20 protein-coding genes are annotated in these 21,785 nt (G+C 66.4%); 5 read left to right on the top strand and 15 right to left on the bottom strand.

Translation table 11 applies throughout. The features are described from left to right. The first annotated feature begins 191 nt into the window (after positions 1 to 191). Positions 192 to 854, top strand: a complete 663-nt coding sequence (locus AB0F86_RS06200; RefSeq protein WP_356982387.1) for a cyclase family protein — start codon at positions 192 to 194, stop codon at positions 852 to 854. An 84-nt stretch (positions 855 to 938) separates the two neighbouring features. Here AB0F86_RS06200 and AB0F86_RS06195 read toward each other — a convergent pair whose 3' ends face one another. Beyond that, complete coding sequence (locus tag AB0F86_RS06195) at positions 939 to 1,736, bottom strand: SDR family oxidoreductase (protein WP_356982385.1); 798 nt, start codon at positions 1,734 to 1,736, stop codon at positions 939 to 941. Between the two features lie 37 nt (positions 1,737 to 1,773). Beyond that, positions 1,774 to 2,343 carry a hypothetical protein gene (locus tag AB0F86_RS06190; protein ID WP_181696175.1) on the bottom strand — a complete coding sequence of 190 codons (570 nt, stop codon included), beginning with the start codon at positions 2,341 to 2,343 and terminating at the stop codon, positions 1,774 to 1,776. Between the two features lie 86 nt (positions 2,344 to 2,429). Between AB0F86_RS06190 and AB0F86_RS06185 the strand changes: the two genes are divergently transcribed. Further along, the gene (locus tag AB0F86_RS06185) at positions 2,430 to 2,999 is read left to right on the top strand and encodes a helix-turn-helix domain-containing protein (RefSeq protein WP_356982383.1); all 570 of its coding nucleotides are present in this window, start codon (positions 2,430 to 2,432) and stop codon (positions 2,997 to 2,999) included. Positions 3,000 to 3,139: 140 nt separating this feature from the next. On the opposite strand, the gene AB0F86_RS06180 is transcribed toward AB0F86_RS06185, so the two are convergent. The 8 genes from AB0F86_RS06180 to AB0F86_RS06145 all read right to left on the bottom strand — a co-directional run bounded on the left by AB0F86_RS06180 (position 3,140) and on the right by AB0F86_RS06145 (position 12,034). Beyond that, a complete protein-coding gene (locus AB0F86_RS06180; RefSeq protein ID WP_356982382.1) occupies positions 3,140 to 3,526 on the bottom strand; it encodes a VOC family protein in 387 nt (128 codons plus the stop codon). Between the two features lie 116 nt (positions 3,527 to 3,642). Beyond that, the gene (locus tag AB0F86_RS06175; RefSeq protein ID WP_356982380.1) at positions 3,643 to 5,040 is read right to left on the bottom strand and encodes a lipase family protein; all 1,398 of its coding nucleotides are present in this window, start codon (positions 5,038 to 5,040) and stop codon (positions 3,643 to 3,645) included. 275 nt (positions 5,041 to 5,315) lie between these two features. Next, on the bottom strand, positions 5,316 to 6,242 hold the full coding sequence (locus AB0F86_RS06170) for a patatin-like phospholipase family protein (RefSeq protein WP_356982378.1): 927 nt from the start codon (positions 6,240 to 6,242) through the stop codon (positions 5,316 to 5,318). Further along, the gene (locus tag AB0F86_RS06165; RefSeq protein ID WP_356982377.1) at positions 6,239 to 7,147 is read right to left on the bottom strand and encodes an SDR family oxidoreductase; all 909 of its coding nucleotides are present in this window, start codon (positions 7,145 to 7,147) and stop codon (positions 6,239 to 6,241) included. The genes AB0F86_RS06170 and AB0F86_RS06165 overlap by 4 nt, the downstream gene beginning before the upstream one ends. 24 nt (positions 7,148 to 7,171) lie before the next feature. Further along, positions 7,172 to 8,674, bottom strand: a complete 1,503-nt coding sequence (locus tag AB0F86_RS06160) for an NAD(P)/FAD-dependent oxidoreductase (protein WP_356982375.1) — start codon at positions 8,672 to 8,674, stop codon at positions 7,172 to 7,174. A gap of 29 nt (positions 8,675 to 8,703) precedes the next feature. Further along, positions 8,704 to 10,356 (bottom strand): AMP-binding protein, encoded by a 1,653-nt coding sequence (locus AB0F86_RS06155; protein ID WP_356982373.1) that lies wholly within the window; start codon positions 10,354 to 10,356, stop codon positions 8,704 to 8,706. Beyond that, positions 10,346 to 11,356, bottom strand: coding sequence for an SDR family NAD(P)-dependent oxidoreductase (locus AB0F86_RS06150; protein WP_356982371.1), 1,011 nt, complete (start codon positions 11,354 to 11,356; stop codon positions 10,346 to 10,348). The genes AB0F86_RS06155 and AB0F86_RS06150 overlap by 11 nt, the downstream gene beginning before the upstream one ends. A gap of 6 nt (positions 11,357 to 11,362) precedes the next feature. After that, positions 11,363 to 12,034 carry a helix-turn-helix domain-containing protein gene (locus tag AB0F86_RS06145; RefSeq protein ID WP_225280152.1) on the bottom strand — a complete coding sequence of 224 codons (672 nt, stop codon included), beginning with the start codon at positions 12,032 to 12,034 and terminating at the stop codon, positions 11,363 to 11,365. 248 nt (positions 12,035 to 12,282) lie between these two features. Here AB0F86_RS06145 and AB0F86_RS06140 point away from each other — a divergent pair, with 248 nt between their 5' ends. After that, the gene (locus AB0F86_RS06140; protein ID WP_181696183.1) at positions 12,283 to 12,744 is read left to right on the top strand and encodes an SRPBCC family protein; all 462 of its coding nucleotides are present in this window, start codon (positions 12,283 to 12,285) and stop codon (positions 12,742 to 12,744) included. 12 nt (positions 12,745 to 12,756) lie between these two features. Next, on the top strand, positions 12,757 to 14,232 hold the full coding sequence (locus tag AB0F86_RS06135) for an SDR family oxidoreductase (protein ID WP_356982369.1): 1,476 nt from the start codon (positions 12,757 to 12,759) through the stop codon (positions 14,230 to 14,232). Between the two features lie 60 nt (positions 14,233 to 14,292). On the opposite strand, the gene AB0F86_RS06130 is transcribed toward AB0F86_RS06135, so the two are convergent. From AB0F86_RS06130 to AB0F86_RS06120, 3 genes are read right to left on the bottom strand one after another with little or no spacing between them, the layout of a single operon-like run. Further along, the gene (locus AB0F86_RS06130) at positions 14,293 to 15,252 is read right to left on the bottom strand and encodes a phytoene/squalene synthase family protein (RefSeq protein ID WP_356982368.1); all 960 of its coding nucleotides are present in this window, start codon (positions 15,250 to 15,252) and stop codon (positions 14,293 to 14,295) included. Continuing rightward, on the bottom strand, positions 15,249 to 16,775 hold the full coding sequence (gene crtI / locus AB0F86_RS06125; RefSeq protein WP_356982367.1) for a phytoene desaturase family protein: 1,527 nt from the start codon (positions 16,773 to 16,775) through the stop codon (positions 15,249 to 15,251). The genes AB0F86_RS06130 and crtI overlap by 4 nt, the downstream gene beginning before the upstream one ends. A 41-nt stretch (positions 16,776 to 16,816) precedes the next feature. Next, positions 16,817 to 17,755 (bottom strand): polyprenyl synthetase family protein, encoded by a 939-nt coding sequence (locus tag AB0F86_RS06120; RefSeq protein ID WP_356982365.1) that lies wholly within the window; start codon positions 17,753 to 17,755, stop codon positions 16,817 to 16,819. Between the two features lie 319 nt (positions 17,756 to 18,074). On the opposite strand from AB0F86_RS06120, the gene AB0F86_RS06115 reads away from it, so the two are divergent. Further along, positions 18,075 to 18,743: a hypothetical protein gene (locus AB0F86_RS06115; protein ID WP_356982364.1), complete on the top strand. Its 669-nt coding sequence runs from the start codon at positions 18,075 to 18,077 to the stop codon at positions 18,741 to 18,743. Positions 18,744 to 18,766: 23 nt separating this feature from the next. On the opposite strand, the gene AB0F86_RS06110 is transcribed toward AB0F86_RS06115, so the two are convergent. Further along, positions 18,767 to 20,827 (bottom strand): AMP-binding protein, encoded by a 2,061-nt coding sequence (locus tag AB0F86_RS06110; RefSeq protein ID WP_356982362.1) that lies wholly within the window; start codon positions 20,825 to 20,827, stop codon positions 18,767 to 18,769. Positions 20,828 to 21,059: 232 nt separating this feature from the next. Further along, on the bottom strand, positions 21,060 to 21,725 hold the full coding sequence (locus AB0F86_RS06105; RefSeq protein ID WP_356982361.1) for a helix-turn-helix domain-containing protein: 666 nt from the start codon (positions 21,723 to 21,725) through the stop codon (positions 21,060 to 21,062). Positions 21,726 to 21,785 lie beyond the last annotated feature (60 nt).

The raw sequence follows: 21,785 nt of genomic DNA, 5'->3' as shown, positions 1-21,785 counted from the left end.
GTGGTCCACGCGGTGGCGGCCGCGTGCTCGGCGACAGATTTCCCCCAGTCCCACATAGTTTCGCTCCTCCCCTGAGCTACTCGGCGGGTCTCATCCAGGCTATCCGGCGAATATCACGCGGCGCCAACAGTTTTCGCGTGTGAGCAGCACAGCGGCCCGGGTGCGGTAGACGGCTCTCGTATGCTGACGTGGTGCGCCTGATCGATCTGACCCGGCCGATCCACACCGGCATGCCGGTGTTCCCGGGCGATCCGGAAGTTCTGCTGGAACCGGCGTTGCGTGCCGCCACCGACGGGGTGAACGTGCTGCGCGTGCATCTGGGGTCACAATCCGGGACACACGTCGACGCACCGGCTCATCTGGACGACAGCCTGCCGACATTGGACCAGCTACCTCTCGAGCGCTTCGTCGGCCCCGCCCGGATCGTGGATGCGCGGTCGGCGCCGGCGCGCACCGCGATCGGACCGACACTGTTCGACGTCGACCTGCCGGCTGCCACGATCGTGCTGATCGCCACCGGTTGGGCTTCGCGATGGGGCACCCCGGACTACTTCACGCACCCGTATCTGCACCCGGAAGCAGCGCAACTGCTGGTGGACAAGGGAATCCGGACCATCGGCATCGACGCGCCGAGCATCGACCCGTCCGGGGTCGACGACTCGGACCTGCCCGCGCACCGGATCCTGTGCGGCGCACACGCCGTGATCGCCGAGAACCTGACCGCGCTCGACGAGTTGTCGAACGCGCAGGCCGCAGGCGAATCGATCGAGGTTTCGTTGTTCCCGCTACCGCTGCGTGGAGCCGATGGCGCCCCGATCCGGGCGGTGGCCCGGATCGGTCGAGGTCTCGACTGAGCAATCTCTCCGGCAACACCTCAGACAAGCCGAGCCGAGACATCCATACCGGTGTTCCTGGACCGATACCCCGGACGATCGGCTTCAGCTGTTCTTGAAGGGGTTGAACGTCTTTCCGAGGAAGTAGCCCAGGCGGACGGGCAGGGGCTTCATTGCGGCGGCGGAAATCTTGTTGACGATGCCCGGGACACACACGGGGTTGCCCTTCATCACCGCATCCCACCCCTCGGCGACTACTGCGTCGGGCTGCTGCCAGAGGATGCGGGGCAGGTGGTCGGCTTTGTCGCGTGTGCCCATGACATCGTGGAATTCGGTGCGGGTGAAGCCGGGGCACAGTGCGGTGATGTGGATGCCGTGGGGTTGGAGCTCCATGTCGAGGGCTTGCGAGGTGTCGAGGACGTAGGACTTGATGCCGGTGTAGAGCAGGCCGGCGCCGGGCGGGGCGAAGGCAGCGACCGACGACAGGTTGATGATGCGTCCCCAGTGACGCTTCTTCATACCGGGAATGACAAGGTGGGCGAGTTCGGTCGGGGCGGTGACCATCAGCTGGATTTCCCCGGCCAGGGAGTCCCATGCGGTGTCGGCGAAAGCAGTCTTGCCCGAGAGACCGGCGTTGTTGATCAGGACGTCGACGTCCAAGCCCTGCCCGTCGGCGTAGTCCACGATCGCGGCGGGTGCGGCGCTGTCGGTGAGGTCGGCGGCGAACACCTCGCAGCGCACATCGTGGCGTGCGCTCAGCTGCGCGGCGAGTTCCCGGAGACGATCGGCGCGGCGGGCGACGAGCAGCAGTTGGTAGCCGTTCGCGGCGAGGTGGTGGGCGAACGCCGCGCCGATGCCGGCGGACGCGCCGGTGATCAGCGCGGTGCGAGGAGTTGTGGTCATGATTCCTTCATTCGGGTTGGGCCGGGAACGAGTGGTGTCAGGCGGGCGGACCGGGCAGCTCGCGGGAGCCGGGGGTGAAGTCACGGCGGGCTTTACCGATGTCTCCGCGATAGGAGCCGATGGGACCGGTCAGCAGGAAGGGCCGGGGAACGCGGCGCTGGGCATCGGTGAATCCCCAGGTGCCGATGCCCAGGTAGACGCCGGGCGCGGCACGCCGCACCTCGTCCACCATGTGGATCGAGCCGCAGATCGAGGTGTAGGCGCGATAGACGAGCGTGTAGGACGGTGCGCCGTCATAGCGGGACGGGGCCGAGAGCGTGCGCATCGGGTAGCGCTGCCGGACTCGGCCGCCCACGCCGAAGGTGTTGTAACCACGTCCGCTGTTCTCGTCGACGGGCCGGAACGCCTTGCACCGCCACGGCTCCAGCGGGTTGGCCACGGCCATCTTTCCGGTCACCACGGCGAACAGGTTCGGCTGGGCAAGCAGAGCCGCGGCGTACTCGCCGTCGATTTCGGCAATCGTTGGGGCTTCCAGGGTGGTGAACAGGGCAAGCAGACCTCGGGTGTCGAGTCGGCGCAGCTCGTCGGCCACGTTGTCGGAGTCCATGGGAACCAGCCTCATCTCGCAATTTCTTGAACGTCGCTCAAGAAACGTACCGCCTTCTTGAGCGAGGTTCAAGATAAAGTGGTGAGGTGCCAAGGAATCGACGTCCGCAGAACCGTGAGGAGAAGCGAGAGGAGATCATCGCCGCTGCCCGGCGCCTGCTCATCGACGACGGCTTCGACTCGGCGTCCACGGCGCGGATCGCCAAGAGCGCGGGAGTCACCGTCAATACGATCTACTGGTACTTCCAGGACAAGGACGAGCTGCTCATCGCGGTCCTGGACCGCATCCTGGCCGAGGCGCTGGCCACCTACGCGGAGATCGACGGCCTGCCGCTGAACGAGCAGCTACTGTGGGTGGTCGACCAACTCGAACAGCTGCACGGGCTGGTCAACACCGTGCACGCCCGGGTAGCCGCCTCCAGCTCGGTAGACGCCTGGCACACCGGTTTCCACCAGCTGGCCGATGCGCTGTTCGCCGCGAATCTCCGCGCAGCCGGCGTCGCCGAGACCGACCTCGCCGCCATGTCGGCCATCGGCACCTTCGTCGTCGAAGGCCTCCTCACCCATAAGCACGACGCCGCGGACAAGCGAGCGGTCATCGACCTGCTCGTCCGCAGCCTCACCACCGCATCCGGCCCACCGAAGGCCGCTTCCTGAGGCCGTCGGTCCGGAAATCAGCGAGCCAGCCGCGATTCTCCGATCACGCTGCCGCACAGGCACATCGAGTACCCGCACGCAGGATGGGCAGTGACTCGTGCGGTGGCCGACAGCCCTGATCGACTGCCGGTCGGCCGCAATTATGATGCCGGGTCGGCGATCCGCCACGGTGGGTCGAGCCGGTTTTCTCCGGCGTAGAACAGGCAGAGCCGATGACCGTCCGGATCGTGCAGCCATGCCTCGCGCCACAGCCATGGTGTGTCGACGGGCGAACTGTCGAACACCACACCCGCGGCACGTAGCCGAGCGCACTGGTTGTCGAGGTCGTCGGATTCGAAGTAGATGGACACCGGCCCACCGCCGTGCAGGGAGTCGACGAGCTCGACCGAAAACGTGCTGTCCCCATCAGGGCATCGGAAACGCAGGTAGTGGTCGTTTTCGACGATCAGCTGTAGCCCGAGCAGCGCATAGAACTGCTTGGACCGGGCAAGGTCGATAGCACCGATGGTGATCTGATTCATCCGCATCCGGCCACTGTGCAACCTCAACCGCAGTGCAGGTCAACTTCGTGCCGCCGGTCCGTTCGACCGGACCCCGCCCGCGAAAACGCAACGCTCCGCGTCATCGACTGACTTCCAGCAGATCAGGGCAGTGCGGAGCAGTTGCTCGGGGCAGGCGCACCGGCGAGGCGTTGGGTGAGCCAGTCATGTGCGGCGAAGGTGGTGGGTAGGTATGCCAGCAGGTGTCCGATCGCGGTGCTGGGGAACAGCGGCGGTAGCCAGGCGGTGGTGTCCAGTTGCACGGTCGCGCCGTGTGCGCACCAGTCGACGGCGAGGCGGCGGACCTGAGGGTATGTCAGAACATCGTCGTTGGTGCCTGCGGCGATCAGGACCGGTGCGATGGGCTTGCGCCTGCCGATGCGCTGCTCGTCGATGATGGCCGACAATTCCGGTGAGCTGTCGATGATCTGGGCGGGCATGCGTCCACCGGTGGTGTACCAGGTCGCCGGGCGCAGCATGGTGCGGAAGACGGCTTCGCCGATACAGGTGTCGGCCAGCTCGGCCATCATCTGCTTGCCGGCGGGGTTGGTTGCGGCATCGATGATGGGGGCTGTTTCGGGATGGTTGGCGACGATTCCGTTGAGTACATAGCCCAGCAATCCCGTTCCGAAGCCACCGATCACACCGGGGATGATCCCGTTGACGGCCGGGGCGCTGAGCATGAGATCGCGCAGGTCGGCGGGCGGAGCTCCGGCGTACGTGCCGCGCACGTCGAGTTCGGGAGCGTATTCGCCCTGCAGTTCGGCGGCCGCGGCTGCGGCACCACCACCTTGGGAGTAGCCGAAAATGCCACTGGGACGCGAGATTCCGGTCAATGCTTCGGCGGCGCGAACGGAGTCGAGGACCGCATGGGCTTCGGCGGCCCGGTTGACGTAGTCGTGCACGGCGGGGGTGCCCAGGCCGTGGTAGTCGGTCATGACCACGGCCATGCCCCGTGCGAGCAGCGCGTAGACGGTGATCATCTCGTAGCTGACCCAGATGTCGAGGGGGAAGGTGTAGTGGATGAGCTCGGCCAAGGTTTTCGACGGTGCGCACTGGTCGCCTTGACCCTGGGTGCCCGGCGCGACCGCGATCAGCGGGCGTGGGCCCGGCCCGTGCCACGGCAGAGTGGGTTCGAGATAGGTACCGGTGACTGCGGCCGGTTCACCGTGGGTGTCGGCGCTGAGGTACATGATGCGAGTGGCGTTGGCGGGTAGTTGGCCTTGCTGTCCGGGGATGGCCCAGGCCAGCGCATATGGCTCGCTGCGCAGGATCTGGCCTGGTTCGCCGTCCGGGAGGGGTGTGGGCGGGAGATAGAAGTCACCAGCCTGCCCCGAACCCGAGGACGACCCCGACGCCGAGCCGGAATCCGGCGCAGCCGCGGCCGAGCCGGCTCCGACACTCAGGGCCGCCGTGGCCGTCAGAGCCAGCACGGCGAGCATCACCCACGTCTTACGCTGGCCGACCGGTATGCGCTGTGCTCCGACCGATTCCGTGAACATCAATTCCTCTTTTCTGAATCGAATTCAATATGAATTCGATTCAGATTCCCATGCGAGGGGGAGAGTGTCAACGGTCACATCTCCCACCGAAGTCGCATTGCCGATTTGCGGGGCTCGGCCTGGTGGCGAGCATCGCCAGAGACCGGAAAGGAACCGCGACGGCCTCGGACGACGGCGTATCCCGGTCGGCCGGTGCCCGCCGCGGGGCACATCCTGAGCGGGCATGTGGAACTGACCCCATGCCATGTATCCAGGCCGCCCCTGGGCAACAGCTCTCAGCTGGCGGCGACGGTCAGGGCACGCGAGACGGTTAGGCGGGCGGTGTGCATCGAGGCGGCGAACGCGACGTGGCGCGCGCGCCGGTTCATGAAGTTCGCCGGCAGGTGCGCCAGATCGTTGACGCGTGGGCAGATCGCGATCACCCGGGTGCCGCGAGCACGCACGGTGGCGATCTCCGCAATGAGGATGTCGGTCATCGGTCGTCGCAAGCACCTGTTCTCCAGGAAGCCGCCGAGTCCGGGAATGCGTGCGCGGTCCGGTGAGGCCATCGGGGCGATGAGGTAGATCTCGTCGAAACCGTGGTCTGCCAACAGATCCAGCGACGCAGTCGAGGCCACCCCGCCATCGATGTAGGTCCTGCCTCCCGCGGTGACCGGCGGCATCCACCCCGGCACCGCCCACGAGGCTTGCAACGCGGTCGCCGCCGACACCGCAGGAGCATCGGGGGCACCGAACGCGACCCGCTGACCGGACTCGGTATCGACCGCGACCATCCGGGCAGCGGGATGGTTCAGCCATGCCCCTTCGCGTGTGTAGGCCTCGGCCAGGCGGGCCAGCCAGCTCGCATCGCCACGCCCGGTCGGGGCGATGCCTGACAGGGCGGCCAGTCCGCGCTGCGAACGCAGCAAGCCAGGGTTGAGCAGGCGCGGAATGGGTAGCGGCGGCAAGGAAGGTGGTGCGGCGTCGTGGTGATCACGCAACCGTCTGTCGTGGGCCGTGCCCTGCTGCATGCGGACCAACTCGTCGACCGAGACCCCGCCGGCGAGCAGTGTGATCAGTTCAGCGCCCGCGGAGGTGCCTTGCATGAGGTCGGCGGTGCGGGGATCCCAGTCCAGTTGCTTCGACAGAGCATCAAGGGCTGCGACGATCCAAGCCGCGCCGATCGTGCCGCCGCAGCCGATCACCAGTGCGCGTGAGGTCATCGGGAACCGGCCTTGCGGCCACGCTTCGGCGCCGCTGAGGCGGTGACGGCTGTGGCGTGTTGATCGGCGTGGCGTTCGATGCGCTCGGTGTAGGCGCGACGGCTCTCGGCATCGATGCCGGTCAGCGCGCGGCGGTCGTCGACGAGGCGACGCACGCGGTTTTCGACGAAGCTGGGCACCAGTGCCTGCACCGCCGACCAGCCCGGCGCCAACCAGCCTGGGACAGAGATGGTTTCGGGTGTGCGGTGCACGCTGTCGACGACGGCGCGGGCGACGTCTTCGGGATCCACGGTGGGTATTCCTTTGCCCAGGGTGGCCCCCGACGACAGTTCCGTGCGCACCGCGGAGGGCAGTACCGCGGTGATGGTGACACCGGTGCCCGCGTATTCGCGGCGCGCGGCCAGCGACAAGCCGAGGGCGGCGAATTTGGAGCCGTTGTAGGTCACCATGCCGGGGATCGGGATCATCCCGGCCATCGAGGCGACGTTGACGATGTGGCCGCGACCGGTTTCGACCATGCCGGGGAGAACGGCGCGCATGCCGTTGACGACCCCGCGCACGTTGACGTCGAGGATCAAGTCGGTGGTTGCTTCGGTTTCCTCGGTGAAGCTGCCCAGCGGCATGACCCCGGCATTGTTGACCAGGACGTCGAGGCGCCCTTCGGCGCCGATGACCTCGGTGAGGAATTCGCGCCATGACTCGACGCCGGTGACGTCCAGGCGTGCGCTGTGGCAGTGCGGGATCGAGGCAGCGGTGGCCGCGGCGACGTCGGTGTCGATGTCACCGATCCACACCCGGGCGCCCTTGGCGCTGAACGCTTGTGCGGTGGCGGCACCGATTCCCCGGCCGCCGCCGGTGATCACGACGACAGCGCCGTTGAGGTCGATTCGGGAATTGCGAGACATCGTTGTCCTTGTCCTGGTCGGTTGTCAGACGGTCGTCGACTCGGCTACAGCGCCATGGTGTGCGGGCGAGCCGATGAGGAAGTCGCGGTCGTCGGGTTCGGTGAGCATGGCCGTCATCGTCTTTCGGTCGAAAGGCCACAGATCGATCGTGTTCTGATCGGTGAAGTACCAGGAATTGCAGCCGGTGTACCACACCGTCGGGCCCATCGCTTCAGCGACTGCGTCGTTGAACCGGGCTGTCGCAGCCTCGGTGACCTCGACGGTGTCGAGCTCACCGGTGGCGAACCGATGCAACCAGCGGGTGATGTAGCGGGCGGTCAGTTCGGCCGAGTACTGCAGCGAGATCGAGCCCGTCGGCGAATTCGGGCCGAGCACCGTGAACAGGTTCGGAAACCCGGGTATCGCCGTCATCCGGTAGGCGCGTGGGCCTTTCGCCCAAGCCTCGTCGATGTGCAGGCCGTCGCGGCCGCGCAGGTTCATCGGACGCATGTAGTTGTGCGGGTGGAAACCCGTGGCGAAAACGATGACGTCGACAGGATGTTCGCGTCCGTCGGCGGTGCGGATCCCGTTCGGGGTGATCTCGGTGATCTTGTCGGTCACCAGCTCGGCATTGTCGGCCTGAATGGCCTGGTAATACGTGCCGGAGACGACCTGCCGCTTACACAGCGGCTGGTAGTCCGGTGTCAGCGCGTCTCGCAGGTCCTTGTCCCGCACCTGCGCTCGTAGCGACAACCGGGCGAGCTGTTGCAGCGCTGTTCGCCGCCAGGTGGGGCGCAACGCGACATCGGCGAGGATGCCCGAGGCCCACAGCGACACCGCGTACACCCGATCATGCACCGTGGGTGAGGCGGCGAGAAGCTTTGCCACCAGCTTGGATTGGGCCGACCCCATCGGTGCCCACAACACCCATTGCGGAGTGCGGGTGAACTGGCTCAGCTTCGCCGCCCCCGGCTGCAACGCCGAAACAACCTGCACACCAGTCGATCCCGAGCCGATCACCGCGATCCGTTTGTCCACGGTAACGAGCGAATCGTCCCATCGCGCCGTGTGCACCGTGTCGCCGGTGAAAGTGTCGAGGCCCGGGATCTCAGGGACGAACGGGTGATGCAGTACCCCGGTCGCGGCGATGACGAAGTCCGCCGTCAACTCGGTGCCGTCGGCAAGGGTGACGACCCAACCGCGTCCGTCGAAGACCGCGTCGGTCACTTCGCTGTTCAGACGCAGGTGTTCACGCAGCCCGAACTTGTCGACGACCTCGGCGTGGTAGCGCTGGATCTCCGGACCGGTGGCCCAGACCCGGCTCCAATCGGGTTTGGGCGCGAACCCGAACTGGTAGAGCTGCGACGGCACGTCGCAGGTCAATCCGGGGTAGCGGTTCCAGAACCACACCCCACCGACGTCGGATCCCTTCTCCAGGATCACGAAATCGTCGAAACCGGCCTTCTTGAACGTCACCGCCGAGGCGATCCCGGCGACACCGGCACCGATGATGATGATCTTCGGCACACGAACCGGCCTTATTGCCATCAGCTTTGCCTTTCGAGCAGAGGAGTGGTTCACGACCCGGCCAGTGCGTGCAGTTTCGCCCGCAGGACCTTGCCGCTGGCGTTGCGGGGGATCTCGTCGAGCACGACGAACCGCTTGGGCACCTTGTAGCGCTCGAGACCTTCGCGCACATGCTGTTTGAGCGCGTCCTCCCCCGGCGCGGCAACACCCGGTCCGAGCACGACGAACGCGTTGAGGACCTGTCCGAACTCGGGGTCGGGGACGCCGATCACGACCGCTTCGGTGATGTCGGGGTGGGTGGCGAGGCGGTCCTCGACCTCGCCGGGAAAGACGTTCTCTCCGCCGGAGACGATCATGTCGTCGGCGCGGCCGTCGATGAAAAGCCGTCGCGAAGCATCGAAATGGCCCATGTCGCCGGTGGAGACGTGCCCGTCGATGACCTCTTTGGTCGAGACCTTCGCGGTGGGGTCGGGGGTGTATCCGGTGTACTCAAGACCGCTGCGTACGAAGATCTCACCGATCTCACCTGTCGCCGCCTCGCTGCGGTCCGCGCGCAGGATCCGCACCGACACCCCGAGCGCGGCCCGGCCGATCGTGTCAGGCGCGGCGACGAGATCGACCGGCGTGGCGATGGTGACCAGACCGGCCTCGGTCGAGCCGTACCCGTTGACCAGGACCGGGCCGAAGGCCTCGATCAGCTTCGAGATCGTGGTCGGCGAGATCGGTGCCGCACCGGTCACCATGACCCGCAGCGACGACCGCGCTGACCGGCTATCGGCAAGACCCGGCACAGCGAGTAGTCGTTGCAGCATGACCGGCACGGCCATCACCACGCTGACCTGGTGGCGGGCGATGTCGTCGAGCGCGGTCGCCGCGTCGAAACGACGTCGGCAGATCGCGGTGCCGCCCAACGCCAGCGGCCCGAGTAGCGACAACAGCCCGAAGCCGTGGAACATCGGCGGCGCGACCAACACCCGGTCGGTTGACCGCAGCCGCAGGATCGCCATCGCGGTCAACGTCAGCAACACGATCGCGCGCGGTTCGACCGCGCGCGGCACACCTTTCGCGAGACCTGTGGTGCCCGAGGTCAGCAAGGTCAGCTTCACCGCATGGCGCACCCTCGGCGGTGCGGGATGACTGCGGGCGGCCAGGTCGTCCAGCGTCGGTAACCCCGTGAGGTCGGCGTGCGGTTCACACCAAGCCAGCACCCGCAATCCCGCGAAGTCGGCCTTCTCCACGGTGACGGCGTATTCGTCGTCGTAGATCAGCACATCCGGGTCGTGCCGGGCGAGGATCGCTTGCAATTGCGGGGCGGGCAGTTCGGTGTTGATGAAGATCAGCTCCGCGCCCAGCTGCGCGCCCGCGGCCATCGCCTCGGCGAACCCGCGATGGTTGCGGCAGATGATGCCCACCGATTTCGGCGGTGCCGGGCACGCGGCGAACAGGGCCGCGGCGATCGCTTCGGCCCGCTGCTGCAGCCTGCGATAGGTCAGTTGCCCGGTGTCGTCGATGATCGCGACCTTGTCCGGGTGCCGGATGGCGGTCGCTGCCAACAACATCGCCGGTGTCGGGCCGTACCGGTAGAAGCTGCGCGCCAACGCTGCGGCCTTGCGCGGGCCGACCGGGGTCAGCATTCCCGACGACAGGACCGCCGGGATCGCCGAACTCCACTGACGCAGAATGTGATTCAGGTCAGCGGACATCCGTGCGCACCTGCCCGTTCGTGGAAGGGCCGGTGGCCTGCGCCGTCGGTGCGGTGGCCTCGGCCGGGGTCACCGGAACATGCGGGCGCAGCCGTGACAGCGAGGCCTCGGTGTCACCGAGATTGCGGAAGATCCGCTCGACGAGCAATTCCAGCGGCCACCGGAACACGGTCGCGTTGATCGCCGACGGGAATCCGTACAGCGGAGTCATCGTGCGCGGCTTCTTCACCACCGCCTTGGCCAGCACCTTCGCCGCGTCGTCGGGAGTCTGACCGGGCAGCACCCGCATCCACCGGCTCGGCGCGCTCATCCGCGTGTGCAGCAATCCGCCGTAGAACGTGGTCAAGGTGACCCCGTCGGCGCGCGCTTCCATCCCCACCGCACGCATCCACCAGTCGAAAGCAAGCTTCGACGACAGGTAGAACCCCCACTTGGGAGCGTTCGGGAACATGATCCCCACAGTGGAGACGTTCACGATGTGACCGCTACCGCGCGCCCGCATCCCCGGCAGCAGAGCCAGGGTGAGGCGCATCGGCCCGAGATAGTTCGCGCCGGTGGTGGCGGTGATGTCCTTCGGCCGGTCGTAGGACAGGTGGATCGATCGGCGCAAGGATTTGCCTGCGTTGTGGATCAGCACATCGACCTCGCCGAGGTCGTAACGCACCGACGCCGCGAACTCGGCGACCGACTGCTCATCGGTCAGGTCCAGCCGGTACGGATAGGCCTCTCCCCCAGCAGCGTTGATCTCCTCGGCCACCTCGAGCAACCGTTCCATCGAACGAGCGGCGATCACCACCCGGGCACCAGCCGCCGCGAACCATCGCGCGGTCGCTTCGCCGACGCCGAACGACGCACCGGTGATCACGACCACCTTGCCCTCGACCTCACGACGCAATGCCGCCTGACTGCGCAACCCGCGCGGTCCGATGACCCAGGCGACCGCGCGGGCGAACGGAGTTTCGACGATCCGCGAGGGACCGGTGGGCAGAACTTCAGACATCAGTGATCACTCCGTCGTCTTCGACATGGTGGACAGGGAGCCCAGAAAGGCCAATGCTTGGGGATCCGACAGCGTGGCGTCGATCGCCCGCTGGGTCAGCTCGATATCGGGGTCGGTGCGCAGGGCGGCCAGGATCGTGCCGAACATATTGCCGACGACCAGGTCTTTGACCTGCTCGCGGCTGATCTCGCGGGTGCGCGACCAGTGCAGGACCAGACCTTCGATGAAGGACACGAAGCCATTTATCGCCGCCCGCAACACCGGTGACGAGTCCGAGCCGGTCACCTCGATGAGCAGAGCTTCGGTCAATTGGGTGCGGTGCCGGTCGCGGATCTGACGCACTTCGGCGTCGGCGACATCGGCGAACAGCGCTTCGAACGCGCGCGGCTGCTGCTCGGCTTCATCGAGCAGCCGGTCTATGCCCCGGTTCAGCCGATCCAGCGCCGGGCCGCGCATGGCCAGCAGATCTCCCCAGAACTCTTCGGCGGCCTGCTCCAATACCGCGAGGTAGAAGCCTCGTTTCCCGCCGAAGTGGTAGCTGATCGACCCCGCTGCCACCCCCAGGGAGCGCGCCAGGTCGACGATGGAGACCTCTTCGTAGCGGTCGCTGCTGAACGCCGCCTTGCCTGCCGCGAGCAGCGCCGCACGCGAGGCCTCACCGCGCCGATTGCCGACCATCACACCTCCCGAGTTGTTGAATCAGATTCAGTAACTTGAGCGTAAGCGGCTTCGGCGACGTCGGTCAAGGATTTTCTGAACAGGATTCAAATATCTGGGCGTGGAGGGCGCTGCCGCCGCACAACAAGGCTCCTCGCCAGTGGGAGTAGTCGTCGGCATTGAAGCGAATATGCATCAATCGGTGTGGATTCGAAGCAAGTGGGCACTCGACCGCTAGCTGGACGAATTCAACCCCGAGGAGGCCGAGAATGAGCACTGTCATCGAAGCCGTCGACGTGCACGTGCCGGTGGCGACCGCCTACAACCAGTGGACCCAGTTCGAATCGTTCCCCCAGTTCATGCACGGTGTCGACCGCATCGAACAACTCGACGACACCCACACCCGATGGACCGTCGACATCGCCGGAGCTACCCGGACATTCGATGCCACCATCACCGAGCAGCACCCGGAGGAACGCATCGCCTGGAAATCCGACGATGGACCGCAGCATGCCGGAGTGGTCACCTTTCATCGGCTCGACGACTCGACGACCCGGGTCACCGTGCAGATGGACATCGATCCGGAGGGCTTCGTCGAGAACATCGCGGACAAGACCGGGGTGCTCGATCGTCGTATCAAGGGGGACGTGCGCCGCTTCAAAGACTTCATCGAAAGCCGTGGGTCGGAAACCGGAGCGTGGCGCGGCGATGTCGATCGCCCCAAGCCCTAGTCGCGAATCAGCATGCGGTGTGTGATCTTCGGGGTGACCGGCTACATCGGTGGCCGGTTGGTACCCGAATTGCTTCAGGCCGGTCATGATGTCCGGGTGGTCGCCCGGACACCGGCGAAACTGGCCGAAGTGCCGTGGCTCGATCGGGTCGAGGTGGTCGAGGGCGATGTCACCGACAGCGACCAGGTGCGCGCGGCGGTGGCCGGTCGGGAGGTCGTCTACTACCTGGTGCACTCGTTGACCCGCCGCGACTTCGCCGATATCGACCGTGAAGCCGCCCAGATCGTCGGGGCGGCAGCGTTGTCGGCGAGGGTCGGTCGCATCGTCTATCTCGGCGGGATCGTCCCGCCACACACCGAACTGTCTCGCCACCTGGCCTCCCGTGCCGAGGTCGGCGAGATCCTGCGTGCATCCGGTGTTCCCACTGTGGAGTTGCGTGCGGCGGTGATCATCGGATCGGGGTCGGCAAGTTTCGAGATGCTGCGGTATCTGTCCGAGCGCCTGCCCGCGATGGTCACCCCGCGGTGGGTTCACAACAGGATTCAGCCGATTGCGGTTCGAGACGTTCTGTATTACCTGGTGCACGCCGCGGAGTTGCCCGCCGAGGTCAACCGCGCCTTCGATATCGGCGGACCCGACGTGATGACCTACTTGACCATGATGCGCGAATACGCCGTCGTGGCCGGGCTGAATCGTCGAGTCGTGCTGCCGGTTCCGGTGCTCACGCCGTGGCTGTCGGCGCAGTGGGTCAATCTGGTGACCCCGGTGCCCCGTGCGCTCGCAGTGCCGCTCATCGAGTCGCTCGTTCACGAGGTCGTCTGCGGCGAGCACGACATCGCCGCATACATCTCGGATCCGCCGGAGGGCCTCACCCGGTACGGATGTGCCGTGGAGCTGGCGCTGACCCGCATCCGCAACGCCGAGGTGCCCACCCGTTGGTCCGATGCCAGCACCTACGGCGCACCCTCCGACCCCTTACCCACCGATCCGGACTGGTCCGGCGGCTCCCTCTATGAGGACATTCGCGAACATCACACCTCCGCAGATCCGGACACGGTGTGGGCGGTGATCGAATCCATCGGCGGTGAGAACGGCTGGTATTCGTTCCCGCTGGCCTGGTCGCTGCGCGGCTGGATCGACCGGGTGGCCGGGGGTGTCGGACTTCGCCGCGGCCGCAAACACCCTCGGCGCCTGCACTCCGGCGAGGCGTTGGACTGGTGGCGCGTGGAATATATCGACCGGCCACACCTGCTGCGCCTTCGCGCCGAGATGCGGGTCCCGGGCCTGGCATGGCTCGAGCTCGGTGTCGAACCCACCCCGAACGGTGGTTCCCGATACCGCCAACGCGCGATCTTTCAACCGCACGGACTTGCCGGGCACCTGTATTGGAAGGCGATCAGCCCCTTCCACAGCGTCGTTTTCGGGGGCATGGTCCGCAACATCACGAGTACTGCGGAACGCACCCCCGACAGCACGCCGAAAGGTTGAAGATTCGGACCCTCGGATCGGGGCCCGCGGTATCCGCATCTTGGGTTCGACCCGAACAGATCAGGCTTCGGTCGGGGTCAGTGCCCGTGCCCGACTACCACGCCGCGCCCACAACGCACGAGCCAGCGCCGAACCGGCGACGCGAGTCCGGCGCGCATTGCCCACGGTCGCTCGCGCGGTGAACACCGCGAACTCGCTCTGTTCGATCCGGTCGAGAATCTCCGAATACAAGATGGCCGCGGTGGCGACGCACGGTCGAGATACCGGGTGCAGCAACGCGATTCCGGCATCGGCGTACCGGTACCAGTCCCGGGCGACGGCGTGTTGAGCGGCCAGCGCCGACCGCACCTTGGGGTCGGTGCGCCGATTGGTCCGGCACCACTGCAAGCGGGCGCGGTCCACACCGAAAGCAGCCAGCTCGTCGGCAGGCAGATACACCCGGCCACGGTCGAGGTCTTCGGCAACGTCGCGAAGGAAGTTGGTGAGCTGGAAGGCTTTTCCCAGCGCCGCCGCGTAGGGCGCGGCCTCGGGTCGGGGGCCGATGGTGCCGAGCACCGGCAGTACCTGCAGGCCGATCACCGCTGCCGAACCGTGGATATAGCGATCCAGCGCGGCCCGATCCGGGTAGTCGGTCACCGTCAGATCCATCCGCATCGAGTCGAGGAAATCGTCGAACAGCGCGTGCTCGATCTCGTATCGGGCGGCGGTATCGGCAAGCGCGGCAAGGATCGGGTCGTCGTGGGTACCGCGAAGACTGTCGCGCATGGTCTTCGCCACCGCGTCCAGGCGTGCCGCCGCAGAACCGGTGGCGTCGCCGGTCGGGGGTTCGTCGACGATGTCGTCCGCCCATCGGGCGAAACCGTAGAGCGCGTGGATGGCGGGACGCTGGGCGGGCGCGAGCAGCCGGGTGGCGAGGAAGAATGTGCGCCCGTGCCGGGCGTTGAGCTCCCTGCACCTCTGATAGGACGCGCGCAACCCCGCGTCACGGATACCTGCGGCGTCGAGTTCGGTGCGAGTCATCGTCCTCCGTCCCTGGTCGCGGTGGAAAACGAAGACCGCGAGGTAGTCACGGTGCCGGTCACGCGGTCGGCGGCGAGACGACCCGACAACAGTGCCGTCGGCACGCCGACACCAGGAACGGTGCCACAGCCGGCCAGCACCGCATTGGTCACTCCGCGTGGCATGTTCGCGGGACGGAACGGACCGGTTTGGGCGAAAGTGTGCGCGAGCGAGAACGGAGTACCGGCCAGCATGCCCTGCCGTTGCCAATCGGCGGGGGTGTCCACATGCACGATCGTGGAGTTCTCGACGAAGCCCGGAACCAACCGGTCCTCGACGATCGCCGCGAGTTCCTCGCTGTAAGCGGTGGCTCGGCGATCCCAGTCCAGATCCTTGCCGCGATACAGGTTGGGCACCGGAGCGAGAACGGTGAACAGGTCCTGCCCGTGCGGGGCGAGGGCAGGGTCGGTCGCGGTGGGCCGGGTGACCAGCAGCGACGGGTCCGTCATCAACTCTCCCCCATCGATCAGTTCGTCGAAGGTCTGTTTCCAGGCGGCACCGAAGACGAGGTTGTGATGTGCGGTCGGCACGCCGGCGGGAAAGCCGACATGCATGACGACCGCGGACGGTGCCGGTCGCCAGCTGATCGGACGCCGCGGAGAGCGATCGAGCAATTCGTAGGCTGTGGCTAGTTCAGTCGCCAAAACGACTGCGTCGCAAGGGATTCTGCGTCCATTTTCGGTGAACACAGCGGTGATGCGTGAACCGTTCCGTTCCAGGTCGTGGACGGTCTCGTCGTAGCAGAACCGCACACCGGCATCCACGGCTGCGGCGGCCAGGGCGTCCGGTAGCGCACGCATTCCGCCGCGCGGAAAGTACACACCGCCCACGGTGTCCATGTAGGAGATCACCGCGTACAGCGCCAGGGCTCGCTGTGGCGAAACACCCGCGTAGAGGGACTGGAAGGTGAACACCCGCCGCAGCCGTTCGTCGGTCAGGAAAGATCCGACCGCCCGGTCGAGGCGACGAAAGCCGCCCAACGCGATCAACCGCGCGAGCGCCGGTGTGAGCAGAGAGAACGGAGAATCGACGTTCGTGGCGACAAACCGATCGAATTCGACGCGATACAGTTCGCTCAACCACGCCCGCAATCGGCGGTAACCCGCGACTTCCTCGGGCCCGGCGAATGCCGCGACCGATTCCTCCATCGCCGCGGCGTCACTGTGAATATCCAGCCCGCTGCCGTCGGCGAAGTGCGCGCGGTAGGCCGGGATGACCGGCAGCAAGTCCAGCCGGGAGTCGAGACTCTCCCCCACCGCGGCGAGGGTGTCGGCGACGATGTCGGGCATGGTGAGTACCGACGGCCCGGTGTCGAGCATAAGACCGTCGATATCGCGCCGCCCGGCTCGACCGCCTGCGACCGAGTCGCGCTCCACCACTGTGACACCGCGGCCGCGCCCCGCCAAGTGCAGCGCGGCGGCCAGACCAGCCAGACCGGCCCCGACGACGACAACCTCATCGGTTCTTCCCGGTATCGTTCGCATCTCTACCTTCCAGTCGGACTTCTCGGTGGCACGCTGGCCGGTCAGGACGTACGGTCGGTGCACAACAGCGCCATTCGGTGCAGCGCGTCGGCCACCGACGGTTCGAGGTCGGCGCGGTCGAGAAGCCGACGCGCGTGTTCGACTCGGTCGCGGATCATCCGCTCGGCGCACTGCCGCGCGCCGCTGTCGACGATCACCGCCTGTGCGAAGGCGACGCCCTGCTCGTCGATCAGCTCTTCCCGCCAGAGATCTCGCAGCCGGGCGCGGTCCGGCGGCCCGGCGAGCTGATCCGCCAGTGCGATCAACGTGGTCGCCTTGCGTTCTCGGATATCGTCACCGGAAGGCTTTCCGGTGGTCGACGGGTCGCCGAAGACGCCGAGCAGGTCGTCGCGAAGCTGGAATGCTTCTCCGACCAGTACGCCGTAGGCACCGAGAACATCCATCACGGTGTCGTCGCAGTCGGCCATCGCCGCACCGAGTTCCAGGGGTCGGCGCACGGTGTAGTTGCCCGATTTACGACGTGCGATGTCCATTACCGCGGTCAAGGACGGAAAGCGGTTCGCGTCGTTGGACAGGTCCGCGAGCTGGCCTACTGCCAGTTCGCTGCGCATCGCGTCGTAGCGTGGCCATGCCCGGCCCAACGCGGCGGTGCTGACGCCACTTTCGCGCAACATGCGCTCGGCCCACACGAGGTACAGGTCGGCGAGGAGGATCGCCGCGGATTCGCCGAATCGGGCCGCCGATCCCGACAACCCCTGCTCGGCATGCCACGCGGCCAGACGCAGGTGGGTCGACTGGCGCCCCCGTCTGACACGGGACTCGTCCATCACGTCGTCTTGCACGAGCGCGAACGCGTGTAGCAGTTCCACACTTGCGGCGGCGCGCAGCGCTGGTTCGAACTCGCCGCCGCCACCACACAGCCAACCGAGATAGACGAACACCGACCGCACGCACTTGCCACCCGACGCGAAGTCGACCATCAGCCGACCTGGCAGTGAGAACCCCGCCGGGTCCAATTCCGCCGCGCAACGCGCCCGGACGAACTCATCGACGTGATCGCGTACCGACCTCTGTGTATGCGCGAGCCACTGCGCGAACTGCGTCGAGCCGTCGTCGGTGGAGAGTCCACAAGGTCCGGCCGCGGTCGCAGCTCGCTCTGCATTCACGCCACGATTGTGACACCGTTTTCCCAAAAATGCATCGTTTGTGCGTCGATTACTGCCGCGTCGGCTCTCCCTCGCCGGCACAAGTTGTTCCGCACCGCGGCCGGGTCTCGGAGGGATCCGGTTGGATGAGCGCGTGACTGTCTATGACGTAGCCCGCCGGCTTCCTGCCATCGCCGACCTGCGGGACCTGTGCCGCGCGCTTGCGATGCTCGACGCGATCCTGAGCCCGGACTGGGAAAGCCGGTACTACTCCTTCAACGGCGCCTGGGCCGAAGGCCAGGAGATGGCTTCGATGCGCAACGGGTCCGGAGACGAATACTCCATCGTTTTCTCGGTGGCCGGGGTATATGCCCGGGGCTTCAGCCACGAGTCGCCGATGAGCCCGTATGGCCATGACCGCCTGCCCTGGCCGGGAGTGATCGACGAAGTTCCCGATGTCTTCATGCCCTTGGTCGAGGAGCCGGCATTCACCGACGAAGACGGCGTGCTTGCTGTGACGGCCTGCTTGTGGCGGGAGACGACGGATGATCAGTGGCACCACGGCACGATCGACTTCCCCCCGGACCATGCCGACCCTGACGGGGCGACATATCTGTTCCAACTACTGGTCGACCGCTCACCTGAAGCGTTCCAGCGCTTCGCCGAGGACTATTACGAGATCTCTGTGGACCTGGAAGCGGTGCGTGACGTGTATGCCTTGCGGCCGCTGGACCAGGAACTCGTGTCGTCGTTGAACCCAGAGGCCACCCTGGCGGACCTGGCCCAAGACATCTCCGAAATCGGATATCCGCATGCCTCGTGATCGAGTGAACGGAATTCGATCGTTCAGTCGGGAAAACCCGCGGGATCGACGAGCAGGCGCTTGAGCACTTTGCCGGTTTCCCCGCGCGGCAGCGAGTTGAGAAAAGTGACATCGCGCGGGACCGAGAAGCGACTGAGCCGGTTGCGGACGTAGGTGCGCACCATGCCCGAATCCAGGCTGGAGCCTTCATGTTTGACGAGGAATGCGGCCAATCGCTGACCGAATTCACGGTCGGGTACCCCCACCACCGCGACATCGCTGACCTGCGGCAGATACGACAAAGCCTCTTCGACCGGACGTGGGAAGACGTTCTCGCCACCGGAGATGATCATTTCGTCGTCGCGTCCCGCCACGAACAGTCTGCCCTCCGCGTCGAGGTAGCCCAGGTCACCGGTGTTCAGCATGCCGTCGGCCTCCTCGGGCGGAGTGTCGTTGACGTAGCCGTCGAAGAGCATGTGGTTGCCGACGAAAATCCGTCCGGTCACCCCGATCGGCACCGGCTGGTTGCCGGCGCCGAGGATCGCGATCCGGGTCCCCAGCGGCGGGCGGCCCGCCGTGGTGGGAGCGGCACGAAGGTCCTCGGGCGCGGCCACGCTGGCCCAGGAGACCTCGGTGGAACCGTAGAGGTTGTAGAGCACATCACCGTAGTCCTCGAGGAAGCGATCGACGGTCGCCGCGACGAGTGGAGCACCACAACTGACGACGTGACGCAGACTGCTCAGGTCGTGGCGAGCGCGCACCGCGGCGGGCAGGTCGACCATGCGCTGGATCATGGTCGGCACCGCGATGAGGGTGTTCACCCGGTGTTCGGCGACCTGACGAAGGCATTCCTCGGCATCGAATCCTTGCGCGAGCACCACGGTGGCCCGTACGGCGGTGCTCAATTGCAGTGCCGAGAGACCCCAGGTGTGGAACAGCGGCGCCGGGATCATCATCGTGCTGCCCACGTGGATCGGGATTCGCGACAGGAGCGCGACCAGGGTGTCGAATCCCTTCGGATGCGGACGCCTGGCGCCCTTCGGCGTGCCGCTGGTTCCCGACGTGAGCACGATCTGCCGACCGGGCACCGTGGGGACCGGAAAAGTCGTGTGGCCCATGGCGATCAGATCCTCGATGGTGATCCGCCCCGGGTCCGCGGGCAGGTCGTCGGTGACGAAGCGCGGCACGCCGTTGTGCAGATACTGCACGAGGTGGTTGAGGTCGGTGTCGACGAACAACGCCGAGAGCCGGTGCCGCTGCACGATCTCCTCGATCCGCCTGCCCGACAGGCCGGCGTTCAGCAGTGCGACGTCCACGCCCAGCTTGCCCGCCGCGACCATCGTTTCGACCATGCCGCAGTGGTTGGCGGCGAGCAACCCGATCGCGTCGCCCGCACGCAATCCGACCTCGTACATCGCACCGGCCAGCGCGGTGGTGCGCTTGTCGGTTTCGGCGAATGTGGCCGTGCTGACGGTGTCGATCAGGGCGAGTTGGTCGGGACTGTGCGCGGCGCCCGCCGCGTAACCGCCCGCCAGGTTGAAACCCCACCGGTACAACGACCGAAGTTGCCGCGCCGAGGTCACCGGCGGCGCGACCAGCCCGGAATTCACCACCCAGCGCACGAGCTCGGACTTGCGACGGATCGGCGCCCGGTCGCCGTTTCCCACCACCGATGTCTGCGCCCCACGCACCACATCGACCGCACGCCGCAGCCCGGCCCTGATCCACCGGACGGTCTCGGCGTCGCGTGCCTCCGCCAGCGCCGGATGCAACCGCGGCGCGGCGAAGGCGGTGACGCTCACGCTGGTTCGCTGCTGGTCACCGGCGAGCCGGATCAGCGCGAAACTGCCCGTCTCCGGGTTGTGCAGTTCGAAGCTCTCGTACCAGCGACCGATCCGCAAGGCCAGATCGACGGTGCGCACGCCGACATCCGCGTCGCCGATGCGGACCTGCCACCTCGTGTCTCCCTCGGTACCGGTCAACCGCTGGCATCCCCCGATGCCGGACCACAGCCGCGGATAGCTCTGCGGTTCCAGCAGCACCTCCCACAACGCCTGCCTCGCAACGGCGAAGTCCACGGTCACGTCCACGACATCACTCGACATCTCTGCGCCTCTCTCGGCCCGGCCACGCTGCCGGGAAGTGCCCACGCATCCCGGCCACTGTGCCGCGACGGCGCCTTTCGTCAGGCACTGCACCAGAAGTCATAGTCGCGCACCGGGTCGTGGCCGAACGAGGATTCTCCGGATGCTTGACGGTCTACCGAAGAACAGGCGCACCAACTGTGAACACTGCCAATCGTCGGCCGACCCGAAGTCGGGTAGCGGCCCGCGTATTTCAGTCCACCCGCTGAGCAGGATCGCCGGCCGCCGCCGGGGGTGGGTCGGCCAACAATCCGCCGTGCAGGAGCTGGGCGACAGCATCGTCCCAGCGGCGCAATTGTGCTGGTGAGGTGAGCGGCTCGGGTAGGTGCCGGTCGATCTGTTTCCGCAACACAGCCGTACCGATGACCAAGATCAATGGATGCAGCGCTGCCCAGGTGCGGTCGACATCGGGTCGTAGCAGCCCCTGTTCATCGAATTGGTGCCACTGCGTGGTGCTGATGGAGACCAGTCCATCGAAGATGGTCGTGCCGATGGTGTCGCCCTCGACGAACGCGTGCGCGATGTAGTCGACGACCTCGGGATGGTCGGTCATGATCGAAGCGACTCGATGCCCCAGCTCGCCGAGCGAATCCTCCGGTGGTGGCGGTAGGGGCCGAGACGCAACCGCTGTCGCGACGACTCGCAGGACGTACTCGTCGACAGCGACAACGAGTCCGGCCTTGGTACCGAAGTGATGTTGCACCAGCCCGATCGACACCCCCGCCTTCTCCGCCACCGCACGAAGCGAGGTTGCCGAAACCCCGTCGGCGGCGAAGCACTTCAACGCGGCAGCGCGGATCCGGTCCGCGGCCGAGGGGCCGGGGCCTGCCGGTAGGGGAAATGGCGACGTGGGCTGCACGAATCAACCATAGACAATACGAGCATACTGTGCCACGATACGTTCATATTGCAAAACAGT

It is taken from the genome of Nocardia sp. NPDC023733 (genome assembly GCF_040639775.1).
In the GTDB taxonomy this organism is placed as follows: Bacteria; Actinomycetota; Actinomycetes; order Mycobacteriales; family Mycobacteriaceae; genus Nocardia; species Nocardia rosealba.
Note: the sequence above shows the minus strand (reverse complement) of the source record. Positions and strands in the feature narration are given on the sequence as shown.